Consider the following 17,435-nt stretch of genomic DNA (forward strand, 5'->3'; position numbering starts at 1 on the left):
GTTCCTTTTTATCTATTATTATTTCTTTTTAAAAATAAGAAGTGTCTTATCCTCAGTATCATAAAGAGAAAATATTTGCTTATCTATTAGTTTTAAAGATGCAAGTTTTTGAAAAGTTTTTATTTTATGGAAATACTGAACAATAGTATCTTGATACTTTTTATATTCAAAATCATTCTTCTCAAATAGGGTAAATTTTGTGTGAAGTTCATCATTTGTAAACTTGGCATCTACAACTAAAAATTCACTCTCATTTTCACTACTCATAGTTCCTTCTGCAACATCACTAAAACCATACAAAGTATTTATATCAGCTATAAAAACTCCATCATCATTTAGTCTATTTGAAATAGCATCTAAGAACTCTAGTAAAGAATTTTTGTTCATAAAGTTTAACACATCAAATATACAAACAATAGCATCATATTTTCCACTTGCATCTTTAGCATCTATACACTTAGCATCTAAGCCTTGTGCTTTACACTCATCAACCATAACCAAACTTAAGTCAATACCTTTGCACTCAACTCCATCGCTAATCATTCGTTTCATAAAACCACCACGACCACAGCCAACATCTAAAAGAGTCTTAACTTTATACTCATCAAGTTCTGAGCGATAAAGGTCATATAGTGCTTCTGTTGCCTCTTCTATACCTAGTAGATGCTCAGCTTTTGCATAGAGGTCTAAGTTAGTCATTTTCTGCTTTAATAACTTCGTTTATTTTTTCATAAATATCTAAAACTTCATCTTTTTTAGCGATGTAACTATTTTTATTTGCAATCAAATATGTTGAAGAAGTCATAATATCCTCAACTACTTCTAAACCATTTTGCTTCATAGTTGCACCTGTTTCAACAACATCAACTATCATATCAGCAAGACCAATAATAGGAGCAAGTTCAATAGAACCATAAAGTTTAATAATATCAACAGAAACTGCTCTATCTTCAAAGTAGCGTTTAGTAATGTTTACCATCTTTGAAGCAACTTTTATATCTGGCTTATTCAGGTCAAGTTTTTCACCCTTTTTCATACCAATAGAAACTTTACAAATCCCACGCTTTAAATCAAGAAGACGAATAACATCTAAGCCTTGTTCTTCTAAAGTATCAAGCCCAACTACACCAATATCAGCAGCTTGATGAAAAACATAAGTCGCTACATCTTGATTTCTAACAAGTAAAAAACGAAACTCTGGAGTATCTAAGATAAGCTTTCTGTCATCAAATTTAAAACTATCACCAAAAATAGTTTCAAAAATTTCTAAAGTTTCTTTGGCTATACGACCTTTTGGAAGTGCTACTGTAAGCATTTATAACGACCTTATATATATTTATATTTTTAGTATTTTACCTAAATATTGCTCAAAGTTTTATGATAAGGTATAATCTATTCTATGAAAAAAGAATCTTTTACTTTACTTATCACAACATTTATAACTTTCATATTTTTTAGTGGATGTTCTACAATGGTGCAAGACCAAGCTACACAACAGAACAAAAACTTAGAGATGTCAATGCATCCTACTAGATATAACAAAGTTAAATCCACTGAAAAAGCTGACTATTACAGCAATATATGGGCAGGGAAAAAAGGTAAAAGTATCGCTTTTGAAAAAGGAAACTATAAGTACATTTTAAATGTATTTAAAAAACATTGTAATTTTAATGAAAAAGACTTACTTGAAACTCGTTTAGTTTCCCATGAAGATAATGTTTATTATGAAGTTTGGGTTTTTAAAGATGTACTTTCAAAAAGAAAACCTAAAGAGTCCGCCATCTCTGTTATTTTTACAGAGCCAAAAAATAAATATAAAGATGGTGTTATTTTAAAGTTTATAGGAAGTTGCCACACCCCACCTTTTAATATGACTTTTAAAAAGATTAAAAAGTAAGCAATTCCTAAATTCTTTATTTTCCAAATATTTTTGGTTTAAATGAAGTCAATATTATCTCTAAGACTAATGGTATAGCATTTGACATACCTATCAAACCTTCTGTATGTGACCTATCTAAAAATGTTTGTGTAAACTCTCCAGCTTCTACCGACTCTTTAGCTAAAGTAACAAGTTCTGGCATCATTGGTACTAAAAAGAAAAAAGCATTTATACTTAAAAATGTAATCAACACAAACTTTACTTTCATATAATTGGGTTTTACATCATAGCTGTAGTACAAGTATATATCTGAAAATATTTTTAAACCTAAGCCTGGCAATATTAATATATATGCACTAATCTCCTTATACATCGCAACTGTATATGCAGTTTGTGGGTCTAAATGACCGAAATTTGCCCCTATAATTATGTGGGAGAGAATTCCCCCAACATACATAATGCTACCTATTTCTTGTAAAAAGTTCATAAATGATTTCATTTTATTTCCTTATTTACTAAAATATAGTTTTGCACCAATGGTTAAATCTTCATGTGCACTCAATATAAAGTTTGATGGAGTTTCTACATTAAAATCTGTATATTTAATAGTAATATTTCCATCAATTGCTAAGCTACTATCATCCTCTTTTATATTTACAGGAAAAACCATCTCCTTACTTACACCATTAATGGTCATAGTCCCCATTGCTTGATTGTTGTTAATTTCATAGATGAAAGTCATTAACTTATGCTTTTTAGCATTCAAATACTCTTCTACATTTTTGTCTCTTCTTTCATCATCACTATCAAATGAGAGAACATCTATACTAAGTTCACCTTTATACCCATAATCTGCTTTTTCCAAAGTTCCTTTAAGACCTTTATTTGTTCCAAGTATAGTATAAGTACTAAAGAACTGATCTTTTTTTGCTTCATAATACACCTGTGATTTTGATGTATCTAAACTAAATTCTCCCGCCAAAAGTAGCATGCTACTTAATATAACAAATGTTATTTTTTTTAACATTTTAAATCCTTTTTATTTAGAACTAGTAGCTCCAATTAGTTGTCATTTACAAGTATATATAATTTAAACTTAAATACTTGTTAAGGACAAGTAAATTTAATATATGTTAAAATTCCTCTATGGAAGCAAAAAATTATAATTTAAATGACTCACTTGGATATCTCATAAATGTTTTAAGCCTTGAGATGAAACAAAAACTAGACGCTGCACTAAAAGACAAAAAGGTAACAGTTCATCAATTTGGAATACTACTAATAATATTTAAGAAAAAGAACTTAACCCAAAAAGATATTGCAAATCAAACGAATGGTGATGAACCTGCTACTGCAAGATTAATGAATAGGCTTGAAGAAAAAGGTTGTATAAAAAGAGTAGTCGATAAAAAAGATAAAAGAAAACGCCTAGTATCACTTACAAATAGTGGAGAAAAACTTTTAAATGAACTATTACCCTTTGCAAAAGCAATTAATGAAAGTTTAACATCTGCTCTAAACCAAGAAGAAAAAACTACTCTTTTTAGCTTACTTACAAAGCTAGTTTCTTCTCAAACAAAGTGATAATATTTTTCATCCCACAAAAAATCAAGTTTTCATCCACTCTAGCATCTATAAAAATCTTTTGAAATTCTTTTGCATCTCCGCCTGTTAAGACTATTGGCATATTGTAAGATATAACTTCATTGTGTAGTGTTTTTAAAAAACCATAACTTATAGCATCTATGGAATTTTTTGGTAAAGTATTTAAGTCTATATCAAAGTTAAACTCATAATCCAGAGCAGGAGATATATCTTTATAAGTTTTACTCATCGCTCTTTGTCCAGGATAGATAAAACCACCAATAAACTTGCCATTTTTAACTACATCAACAGTTATTGCACTACCTGCATCTACGATAACTCCATCTGTCACAGCCCTAGATGCTACTATCCTGTCTATGCCCATTGTTTCATAATATTTGCTCATATCTATTTTTTTTGAGAGGTCTATCCAGTTTTCTAAGTCTTTTAAAATATATTTGATTTTTTTATTTACACAAATATAGTAAATTTTTTCTTTTATTAGTGCTGGGTCAAATGAGCTGACATCTTCTTTAAAATCTTTTTCATCTCTTAAAAAATGATATGAAGTATTTCCTATATCACAAAGAAACATTACTGAATTTTCCAGCCTTGTGTTTTAAAAGCTTCTTTTGCTTTAGAACAAAGTGGTGCATCTATAAAGATAAGTTTATGTTTAAAGTCATGCCCAAAATAAACAACAAGTTTTGCAAAAATTTCTTCAAACTTATGAACATCTTTCATAAGAAGTCTGCTCTTTTGACTTATTGCAAAAATCGCCCAAAAATAACCTCTTGTATCTGTTGCTTTATATATTTTTATTTTATTACGAATAGCCAACTCTTTAGGGCTAACCTCTTGCATTTTTTTATAAATTTTCCCTTTTTGTCTAAGAGAGTCCACCATCATTTGCATATCTATTTGTGCACCTTTATATTGTATGCCTGTATTTTATCTTTTATTTCATAAAAGTTTGATGTAGATGCGAAACAACTTCTAAGAGTGCAAACCAAATATTTTCCCTCATTGTGATTTATGTCAGCGTCACTTGCACTATAAAGAAATATGGAGATGTTTCTTTTGACAAACTATTTTGATGTTGACTTGCATCTAGATATATAAAAAAAATTAATAGTATAATAACTAGTTTCATACAAATAATTATATCTAAAATATTATAATGTGATTTTAATGTGATAAAAGGTATAATCTCAACTTAATTTAAATATAAATAAAAAAACAAAGGAGAATTAATGAAAAGACTAGTTAGCATACTTCTTTTTTCTGCTTTAGTGCTAAATGCTTCTAATGCAATTTATTCAAAATCTCTTACATTAGATGAAGCACTAGAAATTCTAAAATCAAAAAATCTAGAAATAAAGACAGCTTCTTTAGATGTAGATGCTGCAAAAGCTCAAGCTGATAGTGTGAGTGGTGCGCACTGGGGTAAACTAGATTTTATTCAAGAGTTTGCAAACTCTGATGACGCTGGAAATGTTTTTGGTTTTAAACTAACTTCAAGAGAAGCAACATTTAATGACTTTGGTTTTGCTGACTTTGGTAAGATTTCAAACGATACTCCACCACAAGATTTAAACTATCCAGATGCTAGAAACTTTTTTCAAAGTAAACTTAAGTATGAAGTTCCTCTTTTTACAGGATTTCAAATATCTAGCTATGTTGACATTATGGATTCTATGACAAAAATGAAAAAACTTGAAAAAACTCAAGTTATAAATGAAAAAACATATCAGATGAGAAAAAGCTTTTATGATATGGCTCTTCTTCGTGCCTCTACTAAACACTTAAATACAATACTTACAAATATCGCTACGCTAGAAGATATGACACAACAGATGATAGAAGTTGGTTATGCTAAAAAAGTTGACCTTTTAGAAGTTCAAGCTAAAAAAGGAAATGTTAAAAGATTAGTTCTTCAAATGGAGTCAAATCAAAAACTACTTTATCACTATATAAGTTTTTTACTAAATGAAAAAGTAACAAGTATCTCAACTCCAGATACTGATGTTGTTATGCCAACTTTTAGTGATGAAGAAGTTTTAAGTAACAACCTTGATATACAAAAAGCAACAACAGGTTTAGAAGTTCGAAAAAGTATGCTTGATGTTTCAAAATCATCTTATTATCCTATGATAGGAGCATTTGGAGAAGTTTCTACTGCTGATGATAGTTTTTTAGGAAATGCAAACGATCACAAAGCCTACACTGTTGGAGCAAGACTAACTTGGAATATCTTTAACGGTGGCATCGACGGTGCTAAAGTAGAGAAATCAAGAATAGAGCAAATGAAAACAAAAACTCAAGTTCTTCTGGCAAAAAAAGGCATCGCTCTTAAAATATCTAAAATAAGAACAGAGATTAAAACTTATAACTCTCAAATAAGTTCTTTAGAAAAAGAGTTAAAACTAGCAGATACTATTTATAAAAACTATGAAGGTAGATATAGAGAAAAATTATCTTCTATGAGTGATGTAATCATAAAACAATCGCAACAAATTCAAAAAATACTAGAACTACAGATGGTACAAAACAAAAGAAATGAGCGAATATTTGCTCTTGAAAAACTAGCAAACGGAGAAAATAAATGATAAAAAAAGTCTTAATATTAATCGCACTTGGAGCTTCACTACTAGCTGAAACTATCACTCTCTCAGGAAGTGTAATTTCAGATAACCAGAAGATGATTACAAGTCGTTTTATGGGTTTTGTTACACAGGTAAATGTTAGCGAGGGTGAAAAAGTAAGTAAAAATCAAATCCTTTATAGTATCGATTCGAGAGAGATAGATTCTGCAAAAAGACAATCAGAACTGAGCCTTCAAATGTATCAAAATCAATACACAAATATAAAACTAAACCTAGATAGATACAAAAGACTACTTGCAAAAGATATGGTTTCTAAATATGAAGTTGAAAACCTAGAACTTGCTTCTTTAAATCTTCAAGATATGATTTCAATCGCTAAGGCAAGACTTCAAGAAGTTCTTAACCAGTACAGATACTTAAATGTAAAAGCTCCAAATGATGGCGTTGTAGTTGCTAAAAATATCAAAGTTGGAGAGATGGCAATGCCAGGAATGCCAGCTATCATTCTTTCTGATTTAAGTGATTTAAAAATAAGTGCTGAAATAGCTGAGAGTAATTTAAATCGTATAAAACATGGAACAAAAGTTATTGTAAAAATTCCTTCATTAAACTTAAAAAGCATCGGTAAAGTAAGTGCCATTATACCTAGTTCAAACCCAATGACACACACTTTCAAAATAAAAATATCTTTTAAAACAAATAACAAATCAGTCTATCCTGGTATGTATGCAACAATAGATATAAACTAAGGCGAAAATATGAATAAAGATATAAAACCTTATATACCAACTGACTCGGCAGGTAAATTAGCCAAAGCATTTTTAAGAAATCCTTTAACTGTTGTACTTGGTATCTTTTTACTAGCTATCGGTTATCTCTCACTTATGATTATGCCTCGTGAAGAAAATCCACAAATGGTAGTTAGTGGCTCAACGGTAATCGTTGCTCTTCCAGGAGCAAGTGCTGCTGAGATACAAAGAGTTATAGTTAAACCTCTTGAGAGAAAAATGAAAGAGATAAAAGGTGTTGAACATATTTATGGAACTGCAATGGATAATGTAGGAATCGTAAATGCTGCCTTTTTTATAGGTGAAGCTAAAGAAGATTCAAACCTAAAAGTATATGATAAAATTATGCAAAATTATGATATTTTTCCCAAAGGTGCTATGAATCCTATTGTAAAACCTTTGGATATAGATATTGATATTCCTATTGTTTCTGTTGCATTTTTCTCAAATAATCCAAATATGAGCAAAACTGAACTTTATGACAAAGTAAAAAAAGTACAACATCATTTAAATGGTTTAAATAATGTTGCTGTAACAGAAATCAAAGGTGGAAATAAAACTCAGTTTAATATAGAAGTAGATTTACATAAACTCTCCGGTTTTAACCTTTCAATGGGACAAATCGTTAAAGCAGTTCAATCACTTTCATATAGTGTTCCTTCAGTTAAGAACAGAACTAAAGACAACAAAATCGTTATGGTTGGAGTAAAAAATGCTATTGAGAATGAAAAAGATATTGGCAGTATCATAGTTGCACAATATATGGGTTCTCCAATCTACCTCAATCAAGTTGCTAAAGTAGAAAAATCTTATGACATTCAAAATTTTAAATCAGTTCAAATAAGTGTTAAAGATGAAAACGGCAAGTTTTCTCCTCTTCAAGACCAGGTGACCCTTACAGTTTCAAAACTTCAAGGTACAAATGCTGTTTTAATCGCAGATGCGGTTAGAGATGAGCTAGAAAATTTTAAAGCATTTTTACATGAAAATGGTATAAGTTTTGTTATAACAAGAAATGATGGGCAAAGAGCAAATGAAGCAGTTAATGAACTTGTATATCACTTAGTTTTATCTATCGTCATTATCGCTATTTTACTTGCTCTTGTTCTTGGCTGGAGAGAATCACTTATAGTGACATTTACAGTTCCTGCCATCTTAGCGATAACACTTTTTGTAGCCTACTTAACAGGTCAAACTATAAATCGAATCACCCTTTTTGCATTTTTACTCTCTCTTGGACTATTAGTAGATGCCGCAATTATTGTTATAGAAAATATACATAGACATTATCACGATGAGGCTTCTGCACATTGTAATAAAGATGATTTAATGATTAGAGCAACTGATGAAATTGGACCTCCAACAAATATTGCAACCTTAGCAATCATAATGACAATGGTACCGATGGCATTTGTTGGTCAAATGATGGGTCAATTTATGCAACCTATCCCTGCAAATGTTCCTGTTTCTCTTATAGCTTCTTTATTTATAGCTTATATATTTACACCTTACTTAGCTGTACGGATGTTAAAGCGTCCAGATTTTAGCAAAAAAGGAGCTCACTAATGTTTGATAAATTTGAAAAAATCATCTTAAGTATTATTCAAAGTGCATCTAAAAGAAAAATTGTTTTAATTGTAACTCTTGTTGCTTTTATACTTTCTATTTTAATGATTGCTCCATCTAAAATGGTTTTAGCAAAAATGCTACCTGGAAAAAATAATGACACTTTTAATATCTATGCAACACTTGCTACTGGAAGTTCAATACAACAAACAAAAGAAGTAACAGACTGTATAGTTGCTTATGTTCAAAAAGAACATGAAGTTGTTGATATAGAAGTATTTTTAGGTATGGGTTCTCCTCTTGATTTTGCTGGTCTTATCAAAGGCTCTCACTTTAAAAACTCTGAAAATGTTGCAGAGGTTGTTTTAAACTTAACAAAAAAACATCATAGAGATGAACCTTCATTTTTAATGGTTCAACGCATGCGTCCTGTTATCGTAAAAAACTGCGAAAAAATTTATGAAGATACTATTATCTCTTTTGTAGAGCCACCTGCTGGACCTCCTGTACTTGCTGCTATAGTTGCTGAAATATATGGAAGCGATGCTAAAGGAATTAGAAAAACTAGCTTTAAAGGTATCTGATGTTTTTAAAAATACTGCTACCTTAGTAGATATTGATATCATGCAAGATGAGATTTATGATACTTATGAAGTGCAAGTAAATAGCACTAAAATTGCTCGTTCTGGTGTAAGTATAAAACAGTTAAATGAAATCCTTTACCTTGCATTTGAAGGTATGCAAATAGCTGTTAAAAACTCTGATGTTTATAATGACCAGATTCCTATCTATTTATCATTATCTCAAGAGTCTAAAAAATTCACTTCTAAAGATATTAACTCAGTAAAAGCAAAACTAGGTTCATTAAAACTAATGAATAAAATGGGCATGATGATACCTCTAATAGAGATTGTGACAATCGTGCCTAAAAAGTCTAACCCGTTTATAATGAGTAAAAATCTTCACCAAATGACGAATGTAGTGGCTGAAACAGATATGGTATCTCAAGTTTATCCTTTAATGGAAGCAAGAAACACTATACTAGACACATTTAAAGATGAATATGAAATCCAAAAGATTGGAATATTCAACCTTCAACTTACAGATAAAAAAACAAAAAGTGTTTATAAATTATTATGGGATGGAGAGATGGAAGTAACACTAGATACTTTTGTTGAGCTTGGTGCTGCTTTTATCGCCGCACTTATACTAATCTTTTTACTTATGGTAATTTACTATAAAAGTTATGCTATTAGTGGGATCATTCTTTTAGGATCTTTTCTCTCCATTATTGGAGTAATTGTAGGTCACTGGATTATGGATGTATTTACGCCAGATACTTTTTTCCTAACTGCAACTTCACTTATAGGCTTTATTGCTCTTATTGGTATTAGTTCAAGAAACTCTCTTCTTCTTATAGACTTTACTAAGTCACTTATGAGAGATAAAAATATGAAAAAAGATGAAGCTATAGCTCACGCTGCATCTACTCGTGCTAAGCCTATTTTCTTAACAGCTGCAGCAATTATCTTAGCATCTACGCTTTTAGCTGGAGATGCTGTATTTGGCGGTCTTGGAGTTGCTCTAATCTTTGGAACAATAGCAGCAGTTGTAGCTTCACTTCTTGTTGTTCCTGTGTTGATGTTTAACACTGATTTAAAGAAGCATTTTAATATATAAATATATATCTAGTTGTAAGTTTTTACAACTAGATAACCTCAAAAACTCTTTTATTGCCCTCTTTTTTTATCTGTGAAAAATTATCTAAATACTCTAAATAAGTAATGATATACTTTCTACTAAGAGGGTGTGCTTTTTTAAAATTTGCTATATCTATATAACCCTCTTTTTTTATAATTTCTTTCATATCAAAGACAAGCTTACTTAAAGAGCTTGCATGGATAAACAAATTGTGTTGAAGTCTTATGATTTGTTTTTTTGAAGTTAATGATTTTAGTATTGTATCACCCATTTTTCTATCTAAATCTAACTCATCATAGATATTATACGGAGCAGTAGGAGCAAAGCCCTCTTCTTCTAAGCGTTTTAAAACAACACCTTCTAGTGAACTTTTAAAATCTTCTTTTATGTTTGCATTTTGATATAAGTTGCCATCTTTAACTAAAAACTCTTCTTCTAAAAGTTCTTTTAACACAACTTCTATAAAAGCTTCACTTGCCCACTTTAATCTAAGTTTTATAGATGAGTTAGATAAAAGTGCATATTGATTTTTTGTATATATATCTTTTATATTTTGATAGATAATTTCTTGTGTTGTACTAGGATAGATTATTAACTCTTTTTCATCTACAAAACAACTTTCCAATTTTTTAGCATAATTTAAGGCCTCTTGATGAGAGAGCGAAAATCTTTGAGCAGAGGAGATTAAACCTAAACCTTTTTTATGTGCCTTTAAAAGTATGGAGTAGGCTTTTTGAATATCTTTAGCTTCTAGTGCCTTTAGTAAGTCTAATTTTTGAGTTTTTTTCATAGGCTCACTTACAGGGTTTAGTATAACTCCACCAGCCACACTTACTCCGCTATCTCTGATAATTATTTTTTCATTATAGATGCTAAATATATCTTCATTACTTTTTATAGTTGCAAAACCTTGCGTCAGAGATGATTCAGAATTAAAAAGTAAAATTTTTGCATCAATCTTTTTTGAACCTATATATATAGAGTAGTTTCTGTTGTGATGTAAATACTTTTTACTGAGTGTTTTAAAAGATATATCAACCGAATGAAACCCTCTAATATATCCTTTTTTACTAAGGAGAAAACCTCTTTTTATGCTCTTAGCATCTATGTTCGCTAAGTTTATTGCAACTCTATTTGAAATATTTGCTACATCTACATCTATGTCGTGTACTTGAATATTTTTAACCTTACTCTCTTTTTTCATATCACAGATAAAAACTTTGTCATTATTATGTAAAGCTTGACCTAAAACAGTTCCAGTTACAACAGTTCCAGCCCCTTTAATACTAAAAGCTCTATCAACATAGCATCTAAAGAAATTTTCTTCTACTCTTGAACTAGCATCTAGACAAAATAATTTCTCTTTTAAATCTTCAATGCTTTTCTCATCATAAATAGAAACACCCATGCAAAACTTAACATCAAAATCATAAGCAGATATAAACAGTTGTATATCTCTGAGTTTTGTTTTTAACTCATCTTCACTCACTAAGTCTTTTTTGCTAATCACTAATACTGCATTTTTAACACCTAAGAGATTTAAAATGTCTAGATGCTCTATGGTTTGTGGTTTGATACCTTCAACCGCACTAACGACTATAAGAACACAGTCAAAAGAAAATGCTCCAGCTATCATGTTTTTTACAAGTTTTTCATGCCCAGGGACATCAATGAAAGCTATGTTTTTATCATCTTTTTTTATGTTTGAGAAACTAAGGTCTATGGTTATACCACGCTCTTGTTCTTCTTTTGTACTATCACCTTCAAAACCATTCAAAGCTTTAATGAGTGCTGTTTTTCCATGGTCTATATGACCACAAGTACCTATGATAAAGTTAGTCATTTACTATCTCTTTTGTTGCATTTATAAGCTCTTGAATTTCTTTTTCTTGTATTGCTCTAAAATCTATTAAAAATCTTTCATTTTCTATGCGACCTATAATTCTTTTGGCTCTAAATAATTTTTCCATCTTATTTGGTTTAAAATTTTTAACTTTTATACTCAAAGCGATGGTTGGTATAGTTCTGTTTGGCGTAGTTCCACCACCTATAACAGTTTTAGTTTCAATGATTTGACACTCTGCTATATCAGAGATTCCATTTTGGAATTTTTTGGCATTTTGTTTTAACTCATCAACGCTACTAAAAAGCATTTTAAGTGTTGGAATATCTTCTAACTTACCAAGTAAAACCGAAGTTATATTTTCTTCTAAAATTGCTAAAGTAATCTTATCAACTCTTAACATTCTTAGTAACTGATTTTTCTTTAACTTTGATATATACTCTTTTTTTCCAACGATGATTCCTGCTTGAACACTACCTAAAAGCTTATCTCCTGAAAAACTAAGTAAAGATGGGTTTAGTTTCATATACTCCAAAACTGATGGTTCATAAGCATCTAGACCGTAAGGCAAGTCAAACAGATGTCCACTTCCCATGTCATAGTAGTCAATTACATCATGCCTAGATGCTAACTCAACTAACTCTTTAAACTTTACTTCACTACTAAACCCTTCTATGGAATAGTTTGATTTATGTACTTTCATAAGCATTGATGTTTTTTGAGTTATGGCATCTTCATAATCGTGTAGATGTGTTTTATTTGTAGCACCAACTTCAACAAGTTTAGCACCACTATCTCTCATAACATCAGGGATTCTAAAACTTCCACCAATTTCTACAAGTTCTCCACGACTTACTATTACTTCTTTTCTTTTAGCAAAAGTATTAAGTATCAAAAAAACAGCACTTGCATTATTGTTCACTATTAAAACATCTTCACAACCAAGAACTCTACATATTACATCTGAAATATGAGAGTATCTCTCCCCTCTTTTACCTTTGTCTAAATCATATTCTAAGTTGTTGTAACTAGAAGCCAGAGTTTTGATTTTCTCAAACACCTTCTCATCTATCAGACTTCTACCTAAATTTGTATGAACTATAACACCCGTTGCATTGATAAGTTTTTTTAAAGATGGTGTTGTTATCTTTTTATATTTTTGTAAAACTTCTAAGATTAAATCTTCTTTTTTAAACTCTGTTATATTTTCATTTAAAATATTTTCTCTTAAATTTTGTAAAACTTCTTTCGTTAAACTTGTTATTAACGCAGTTGAATATTCTTTAAAATCTTCATGTAAAACAAACTTATCAACTTTAGGAATTGATTTTAGTAAAAACATTTTTACCCTTTTAGATGTTTTTTATATACTCTATTGTAAACTTTCGTTGTACAAGATTTGGGGGCATGTGACCCTGGTGGGCACCACAGGTTTCAACCCTGACTGGAGGTTTTGCTGACAAACCCTCGGGAGGTTCGATTCCTTCGCCTTCTCGCCAAACTCTAATACACTATTAACGGTCTATCTTCACGAGGAATAATATTTCCTATAATACACGCATAACCATAAGTAAAATTTTCTACTCTTTTTATATACTCTTTGGCATCACTTTCTTTCATAGAAATCAAAAGTCCTCCCGATGTTTGTGCATCACAAAACATAAGTTTATATTTTGAAGCCTCTCCGACATAAGTAACCTTGTCTTCTAAGTACTTCATATTTCTTTTACTTCCACCTGGAACTACATCTTTGTCCGCTAACTCAAATGCATCTACCATTACAGGAACACTACTAGCATCTATGGATAGTGTTACGCTCTCGTTTGTTGATTCTAGTGCATGACCTAAAAGACCAAAACCTGTTACATCAGTACAAGCACTTACTTCATACTCAGCTAATAACTTAGATGGAAGATAGTTAAGAGTTTCTAAGATTTTAATAGTTTCTAGCATTGTTTGTTCACTTAACATATCTCTTTTAATCGCTGTCGTTAAAATACCCATACCAATGGGCTTAGTTAAGACTAAAACATGCCCAATCTTTGGAGTATTGTTTCTTAAAACCTTACTTGGATGTATCATTCCTGTAACGCTTAAGCCATAGTACATTTCAGGTGTTTCGATAGTATGACCACCAACTAAAATACCACCACACTCTTTTATCTTTTCATTTCCACCTTTAAGTATCTCACTTAAAACTTCATAGTTATGATTTATCTTGTCAAACCCCACGATATTTAAAGCAGTTCTCACCTCTGCTCCCATCGCAAATATATCTGAAAGTGAGTTTGCAGCAGCAATCTTCCCATATATAAAAGGGTCATCAACAACAGGTGTAATAAAGTCAACTGTTTGAACTAAAGCTTCATTTTCATTTATTTTATAAACTGAAGCATCTTCAGAATTTTCAAATCCTACAAGCAAGTTTTCGTCATCTGGAACAAGTGAGCAAATTGTATGTTTTAGATCTCCCGGACCCATCTTTGCTGCTCAACCAGCTGCTTGAACGAACTTTGTTAACTTAGCTTCGTTATTCATATATTAGCCTTAAATGATTTTATTATATGGGGGGAGTGTAAAAGTGCAGTAAAAGAATCACATTTATGTACACCCAATCCATAGGTAATGTTTTGTATTTTACTGATTTTAAAATTAAAGTATCATTAACATAGTAAAAAATATTTTACTTTTTAAGTTGTATTTAAAAAATATTTTCTTAATACACAAATGATATTTAAGGTTATTTTATACAAAATGTATTTAATAATGAAAGACCTTGCTTGCATGACAAACATGCCCTTTTATAAAAATAGACCTAAAAAAGTAAAGATAACAAAAGATGAAGACAAACTATTAACTAATTACAAAAGCAGTATGCCTGATAGATGGGACTGGAAAGATGAAAATGTTGACCCACTTGCAAGACATACAATAGTTGGCATTATTCACGAAGAATGATTACTATCTCGTTCCATCTCTCCCGAGACTGTGAAATAACAACAGTTTATTTTACGGTCTCCAATGGGATGATTTTTTATCTTAAAATTACAGCTTTTCTACTTTTAAATTTAAGCATAAAGTAAATTCTAAAAAAACAAACTACATATAATAAAGAGTTAGCTATATATTGAGCTATTTCTTCTTTTATGGAACTTATATCTCTATCTTTTAAAGCTATCATCAGTTTTTGAAATAGATTTATACCTATCAAATTTAAAAGTCTTTTAAAGTTATAGCTAAACATGATAAGTGCATTTTCACCTGATACTTTTTCTTTGCCACGAACAAGATAATGATCCCAACCTAAAGTTCTTTTAATTGTTCCAAATGGATGTTCAACTATTGAACCTCTTTTTTTGACTATTACTTTAGATTCTTCAGTTTGCATCTTTTTATTATGTGCTTCTGTTATATACTCATGTTCCCATCTATATATTTGTTTATATGGTGCTTTTGTAGGTATACATTTATCTTTGAGAGGACAAGCTTTACATATTGCACTTGTACCTGTATAAATGAAATTAACTTTATCATTCTTTATTTGTGGTGCAATTCTTTTTTTTAGTTGATAATTATTAGGACATATATAGCAATCATTGTTATCATTGTAAATAAATTCATCTCTTGTAAATTTACCTTTGTCTTTTTGAACTTGTCTCATATTTGCTAAAGGAACAATAGCATTAATATTATCTTCACTACATTTTTTAAATTCTTTAGCACTATAATATCCTGTATCAGCTACTATCTTTAGTTTATCTACTCCTAGATTTTCTTTGGTCTCTTTCGCCATCTTATGCAGTTGTGCTCTATCGCTACCTACTGTTGAAATATCAGTAGCTACTATGAATTTAAATGAATCATCTACAACTATCTGTGAATTATATGCCATAAGGTTATGTGCAGGTTTTTTCATAAGAGAAGCATCTGAATCTGTTTTATTATATTGAGTTTTACCCATCTCTTCTAAAAGTTTTAAGTTTTTAGATAACTCTTCTTGTTGATATTTTAGTTTTCTTAAATCTTTTGGTAGTTTATTAATGATACTTGATGGTTGTTTCTCTTTATCTGCATACTCTAGTGATTTGAGATACTCTTCTATTTCAGTTTCAATTTTAGTTAAATCTTTATCCAGTGTCTTTTTCAATATTAGTTGATTTTTAGAGGCATTCGCTCTTAAAAATGCTCCATCAACAGCTTTTAATCCATCCCCTATTAAATCTATATTTTTACATAAAACTACAAACTCTTTAAATACTTGTTTTAGTGCTTTTGGATTCCTTGCTCTAAACTCTGATATAGTCCTATATGTTGGTTTTAAGTCTTGTGCTAGCCATATTAGTTCTAGGTTTCTTTTACACTCTTTTTCTAATGCTCTTGAACTTCTTATCTTATTGAGGTAGCCATAGATATATATTTTTAGAAGCATTTTAGGACTATATGCTTTCTGTCCATCTGCTCTATCACTTTTTCTTGTATTTGAAAACTGCAGTTTAGTTAAGTCTAATAATTCTACATAAGAATCTATTGCTCTTACATTGTTATCTTCATCTACATAATCATCAATACTTGGTGGAAATAATAATTGCTGATTTCTATTTAAACCTTGTTTATATAGTTCACTCATTAGTTGCCTTAAAAGCCTAAATACAGGGCTTTGTTTGGTGTTATTATACTGAAAAATTGATTTTAAATTGCTTGATTGGATGTGTTTATATGAATGAGACTGGAAATAGTAGTTATTTCACAGTCTCTCCCGAGATGGAATGTTTATACACAAAATATTACATCAATTAATTAAAATTTTTGACAAAAGGAATATATTATAAAAACAGTTACAATGAGAATTGACGATTCTGTCTATGATATGATTAAGCTCGCAGCCCAAGGTCAAAGAAGAAATCTTTCAAATTTCATAGAGTTTGCAACAATGCAGTACTTAACTTCATCGCAATTTGTAGAAAAAGATGAAATGACTGAAATTTTAGAAGATAAAGAGCTTGTTGAAAATCTAATGAATGGATTAGAAGATTTCAAAAAAGGCGACTATACAATTGTTTAGGTATCAAATTGCTGAAACTAAAACTTTTGAAAAAGTTAAAAAAAAGATAGATAAAAAATTATATTCTAAGATAAAAAACTTTGTTTATCCTCAACTTAGAGAAAACTCATTATAGCCGTTGTAGATTTTAAACACATAACAAATTAACTCAGTTCAACCGTTAGATTCCCCTATTTTTATTTTACTTAGCTAATTGCTTAAACAATTTATCAAGCCATTTTTGTGCATCTTTTACTTTTTCAAATCTTTGAGATTTGGCAACTTGGATTTGACCTTCATAAAATCTAACTCTAATCCCATCTTCTACATGGTCTATTTTTGTTCTTGTAATTTTAGTTAGGTTTAAAGAAACTCTCTCATTTAGTTTTACAAACATTTATATCTCCTTATGTTTTTATACTTTTAT

Annotated in this window: 20 protein-coding genes; 9 read left to right on the plus strand and 11 right to left on the minus strand. The window is 30.2% G+C overall.

Annotation, left to right across the window (positions count from 1 at the left end):
* Positions 1 to 18: 18 nt before the first annotated feature.
* Positions 19 to 699, minus strand: coding sequence for a class I SAM-dependent methyltransferase (locus tag MOV50_RS00765; protein ID WP_321778545.1), 681 nt, complete (start codon positions 697 to 699; stop codon positions 19 to 21).
* A complete protein-coding gene (gene hisG / locus MOV50_RS00770) occupies positions 692 to 1,315 on the minus strand; it encodes an ATP phosphoribosyltransferase (protein ID WP_321778546.1) in 624 nt (207 codons plus the stop codon). Before hisG ends, MOV50_RS00765 begins: the two co-directional genes overlap by 8 nt.
* Positions 1,316 to 1,399: 84 nt before the next feature.
* Here hisG and MOV50_RS00775 point away from each other — a divergent pair, with 84 nt between their 5' ends.
* Positions 1,400 to 1,897 carry a hypothetical protein gene (locus tag MOV50_RS00775; RefSeq protein ID WP_321778547.1) on the plus strand — a complete coding sequence of 166 codons (498 nt, stop codon included), beginning with the start codon at positions 1,400 to 1,402 and terminating at the stop codon, positions 1,895 to 1,897.
* Between the two features lie 16 nt (positions 1,898 to 1,913).
* On the opposite strand, the gene MOV50_RS00780 is transcribed toward MOV50_RS00775, so the two are convergent.
* Together MOV50_RS00780 and MOV50_RS00785 are read right to left on the minus strand one after the other, a co-directional pair.
* A complete protein-coding gene (locus MOV50_RS00780; RefSeq protein ID WP_321778548.1) occupies positions 1,914 to 2,378 on the minus strand; it encodes a hypothetical protein in 465 nt (154 codons plus the stop codon).
* Between the two features lie 9 nt (positions 2,379 to 2,387).
* The gene (locus MOV50_RS00785) at positions 2,388 to 2,906 is read right to left on the minus strand and encodes a YceI family protein (RefSeq protein ID WP_321778549.1); all 519 of its coding nucleotides are present in this window, start codon (positions 2,904 to 2,906) and stop codon (positions 2,388 to 2,390) included.
* Positions 2,907 to 3,025: 119 nt separating this feature from the next.
* On the opposite strand from MOV50_RS00785, the gene MOV50_RS00790 reads away from it, so the two are divergent.
* Positions 3,026 to 3,463 carry a MarR family winged helix-turn-helix transcriptional regulator gene (locus MOV50_RS00790; RefSeq protein WP_321778550.1) on the plus strand — a complete coding sequence of 146 codons (438 nt, stop codon included), beginning with the start codon at positions 3,026 to 3,028 and terminating at the stop codon, positions 3,461 to 3,463.
* On the opposite strand, the gene MOV50_RS00795 is transcribed toward MOV50_RS00790, so the two are convergent.
* Positions 3,432 to 4,058 (minus strand): type III pantothenate kinase, encoded by a 627-nt coding sequence (locus tag MOV50_RS00795; RefSeq protein WP_321778551.1) that lies wholly within the window; start codon positions 4,056 to 4,058, stop codon positions 3,432 to 3,434. The genes MOV50_RS00790 and MOV50_RS00795 overlap by 32 nt on opposite strands.
* Positions 4,058 to 4,378, minus strand: a complete 321-nt coding sequence (locus MOV50_RS00800) for a hypothetical protein (protein WP_321778552.1) — start codon at positions 4,376 to 4,378, stop codon at positions 4,058 to 4,060. Before MOV50_RS00800 ends, MOV50_RS00795 begins: the two co-directional genes overlap by 1 nt.
* 338 nt (positions 4,379 to 4,716) lie before the next feature.
* Here MOV50_RS00800 and MOV50_RS00805 point away from each other — a divergent pair, with 338 nt between their 5' ends.
* Genes MOV50_RS00805 through MOV50_RS00825 form a run of 5 tightly spaced genes read left to right on the plus strand, consistent with a single transcriptional unit; the run spans position 4,717 to position 10,103 of the window.
* The gene (locus MOV50_RS00805) at positions 4,717 to 6,072 is read left to right on the plus strand and encodes a TolC family protein (RefSeq protein ID WP_321778553.1); all 1,356 of its coding nucleotides are present in this window, start codon (positions 4,717 to 4,719) and stop codon (positions 6,070 to 6,072) included.
* Positions 6,072 to 6,818: an efflux RND transporter periplasmic adaptor subunit gene (locus MOV50_RS00810; protein ID WP_321779687.1), complete on the plus strand. Its 747-nt coding sequence runs from the start codon at positions 6,072 to 6,074 to the stop codon at positions 6,816 to 6,818. The genes MOV50_RS00805 and MOV50_RS00810 overlap by 1 nt, the downstream gene beginning before the upstream one ends.
* A gap of 9 nt (positions 6,819 to 6,827) precedes the next feature.
* Positions 6,828 to 8,423: an efflux RND transporter permease subunit gene (locus MOV50_RS00815; protein ID WP_321778554.1), complete on the plus strand. Its 1,596-nt coding sequence runs from the start codon at positions 6,828 to 6,830 to the stop codon at positions 8,421 to 8,423.
* Positions 8,423 to 9,007: a hypothetical protein gene (locus MOV50_RS00820; RefSeq protein WP_321778555.1), complete on the plus strand. Its 585-nt coding sequence runs from the start codon at positions 8,423 to 8,425 to the stop codon at positions 9,005 to 9,007. Before MOV50_RS00815 ends, MOV50_RS00820 begins: the two co-directional genes overlap by 1 nt.
* Positions 8,967 to 10,103, plus strand: a complete 1,137-nt coding sequence (locus tag MOV50_RS00825; protein ID WP_321778556.1) for an efflux RND transporter permease subunit — start codon at positions 8,967 to 8,969, stop codon at positions 10,101 to 10,103. The genes MOV50_RS00820 and MOV50_RS00825 overlap by 41 nt, the downstream gene beginning before the upstream one ends.
* Before the next feature lie 28 nt (positions 10,104 to 10,131).
* Here the strand turns inward: MOV50_RS00825 and selB are convergent, their stop codons facing one another.
* The 3 genes from selB to selD form a co-directional block, all read right to left on the minus strand.
* Complete coding sequence (gene selB / locus MOV50_RS00830) at positions 10,132 to 11,967, minus strand: selenocysteine-specific translation elongation factor (protein WP_321778557.1); 1,836 nt, start codon at positions 11,965 to 11,967, stop codon at positions 10,132 to 10,134.
* Complete coding sequence (gene selA, locus MOV50_RS00835) at positions 11,960 to 13,309, minus strand: L-seryl-tRNA(Sec) selenium transferase (protein ID WP_321778558.1); 1,350 nt, start codon at positions 13,307 to 13,309, stop codon at positions 11,960 to 11,962. Before selA ends, selB begins: the two co-directional genes overlap by 8 nt.
* Positions 13,310 to 13,470: 161 nt before the next feature.
* Positions 13,471 to 14,505 carry a selenide, water dikinase SelD gene (selD, locus tag MOV50_RS00840; protein WP_321778559.1) on the minus strand — a complete coding sequence of 345 codons (1,035 nt, stop codon included), beginning with the start codon at positions 14,503 to 14,505 and terminating at the stop codon, positions 13,471 to 13,473.
* A gap of 216 nt (positions 14,506 to 14,721) precedes the next feature.
* On the opposite strand from selD, the gene MOV50_RS00845 reads away from it, so the two are divergent.
* Positions 14,722 to 14,925, plus strand: a complete 204-nt coding sequence (locus MOV50_RS00845; RefSeq protein ID WP_321778560.1) for a hypothetical protein — start codon at positions 14,722 to 14,724, stop codon at positions 14,923 to 14,925.
* 76 nt (positions 14,926 to 15,001) lie between these two features.
* Here the strand turns inward: MOV50_RS00845 and MOV50_RS00850 are convergent, their stop codons facing one another.
* The gene (locus MOV50_RS00850; RefSeq protein ID WP_321778561.1) at positions 15,002 to 16,594 is read right to left on the minus strand and encodes an IS1182 family transposase; all 1,593 of its coding nucleotides are present in this window, start codon (positions 16,592 to 16,594) and stop codon (positions 15,002 to 15,004) included.
* A 213-nt stretch (positions 16,595 to 16,807) separates the two neighbouring features.
* Here MOV50_RS00850 and MOV50_RS00855 point away from each other — a divergent pair, with 213 nt between their 5' ends.
* Positions 16,808 to 17,029, plus strand: a complete 222-nt coding sequence (locus MOV50_RS00855; protein WP_321778562.1) for a CopG family transcriptional regulator — start codon at positions 16,808 to 16,810, stop codon at positions 17,027 to 17,029.
* A 181-nt stretch (positions 17,030 to 17,210) separates the two neighbouring features.
* On the opposite strand, the gene MOV50_RS00860 is transcribed toward MOV50_RS00855, so the two are convergent.
* Positions 17,211 to 17,405, minus strand: coding sequence for a sodium-dependent tyrosine transporter (locus tag MOV50_RS00860; RefSeq protein WP_321778563.1), 195 nt, complete (start codon positions 17,403 to 17,405; stop codon positions 17,211 to 17,213).
* Between the last annotated feature and the right edge of the window lie 30 nt (positions 17,406 to 17,435).

The sequence above is a fragment of the Sulfurimonas sp. genome (assembly GCF_029027585.1).
Lineage (GTDB): Bacteria > Campylobacterota > Campylobacteria > Campylobacterales > Sulfurimonadaceae > Sulfurimonas.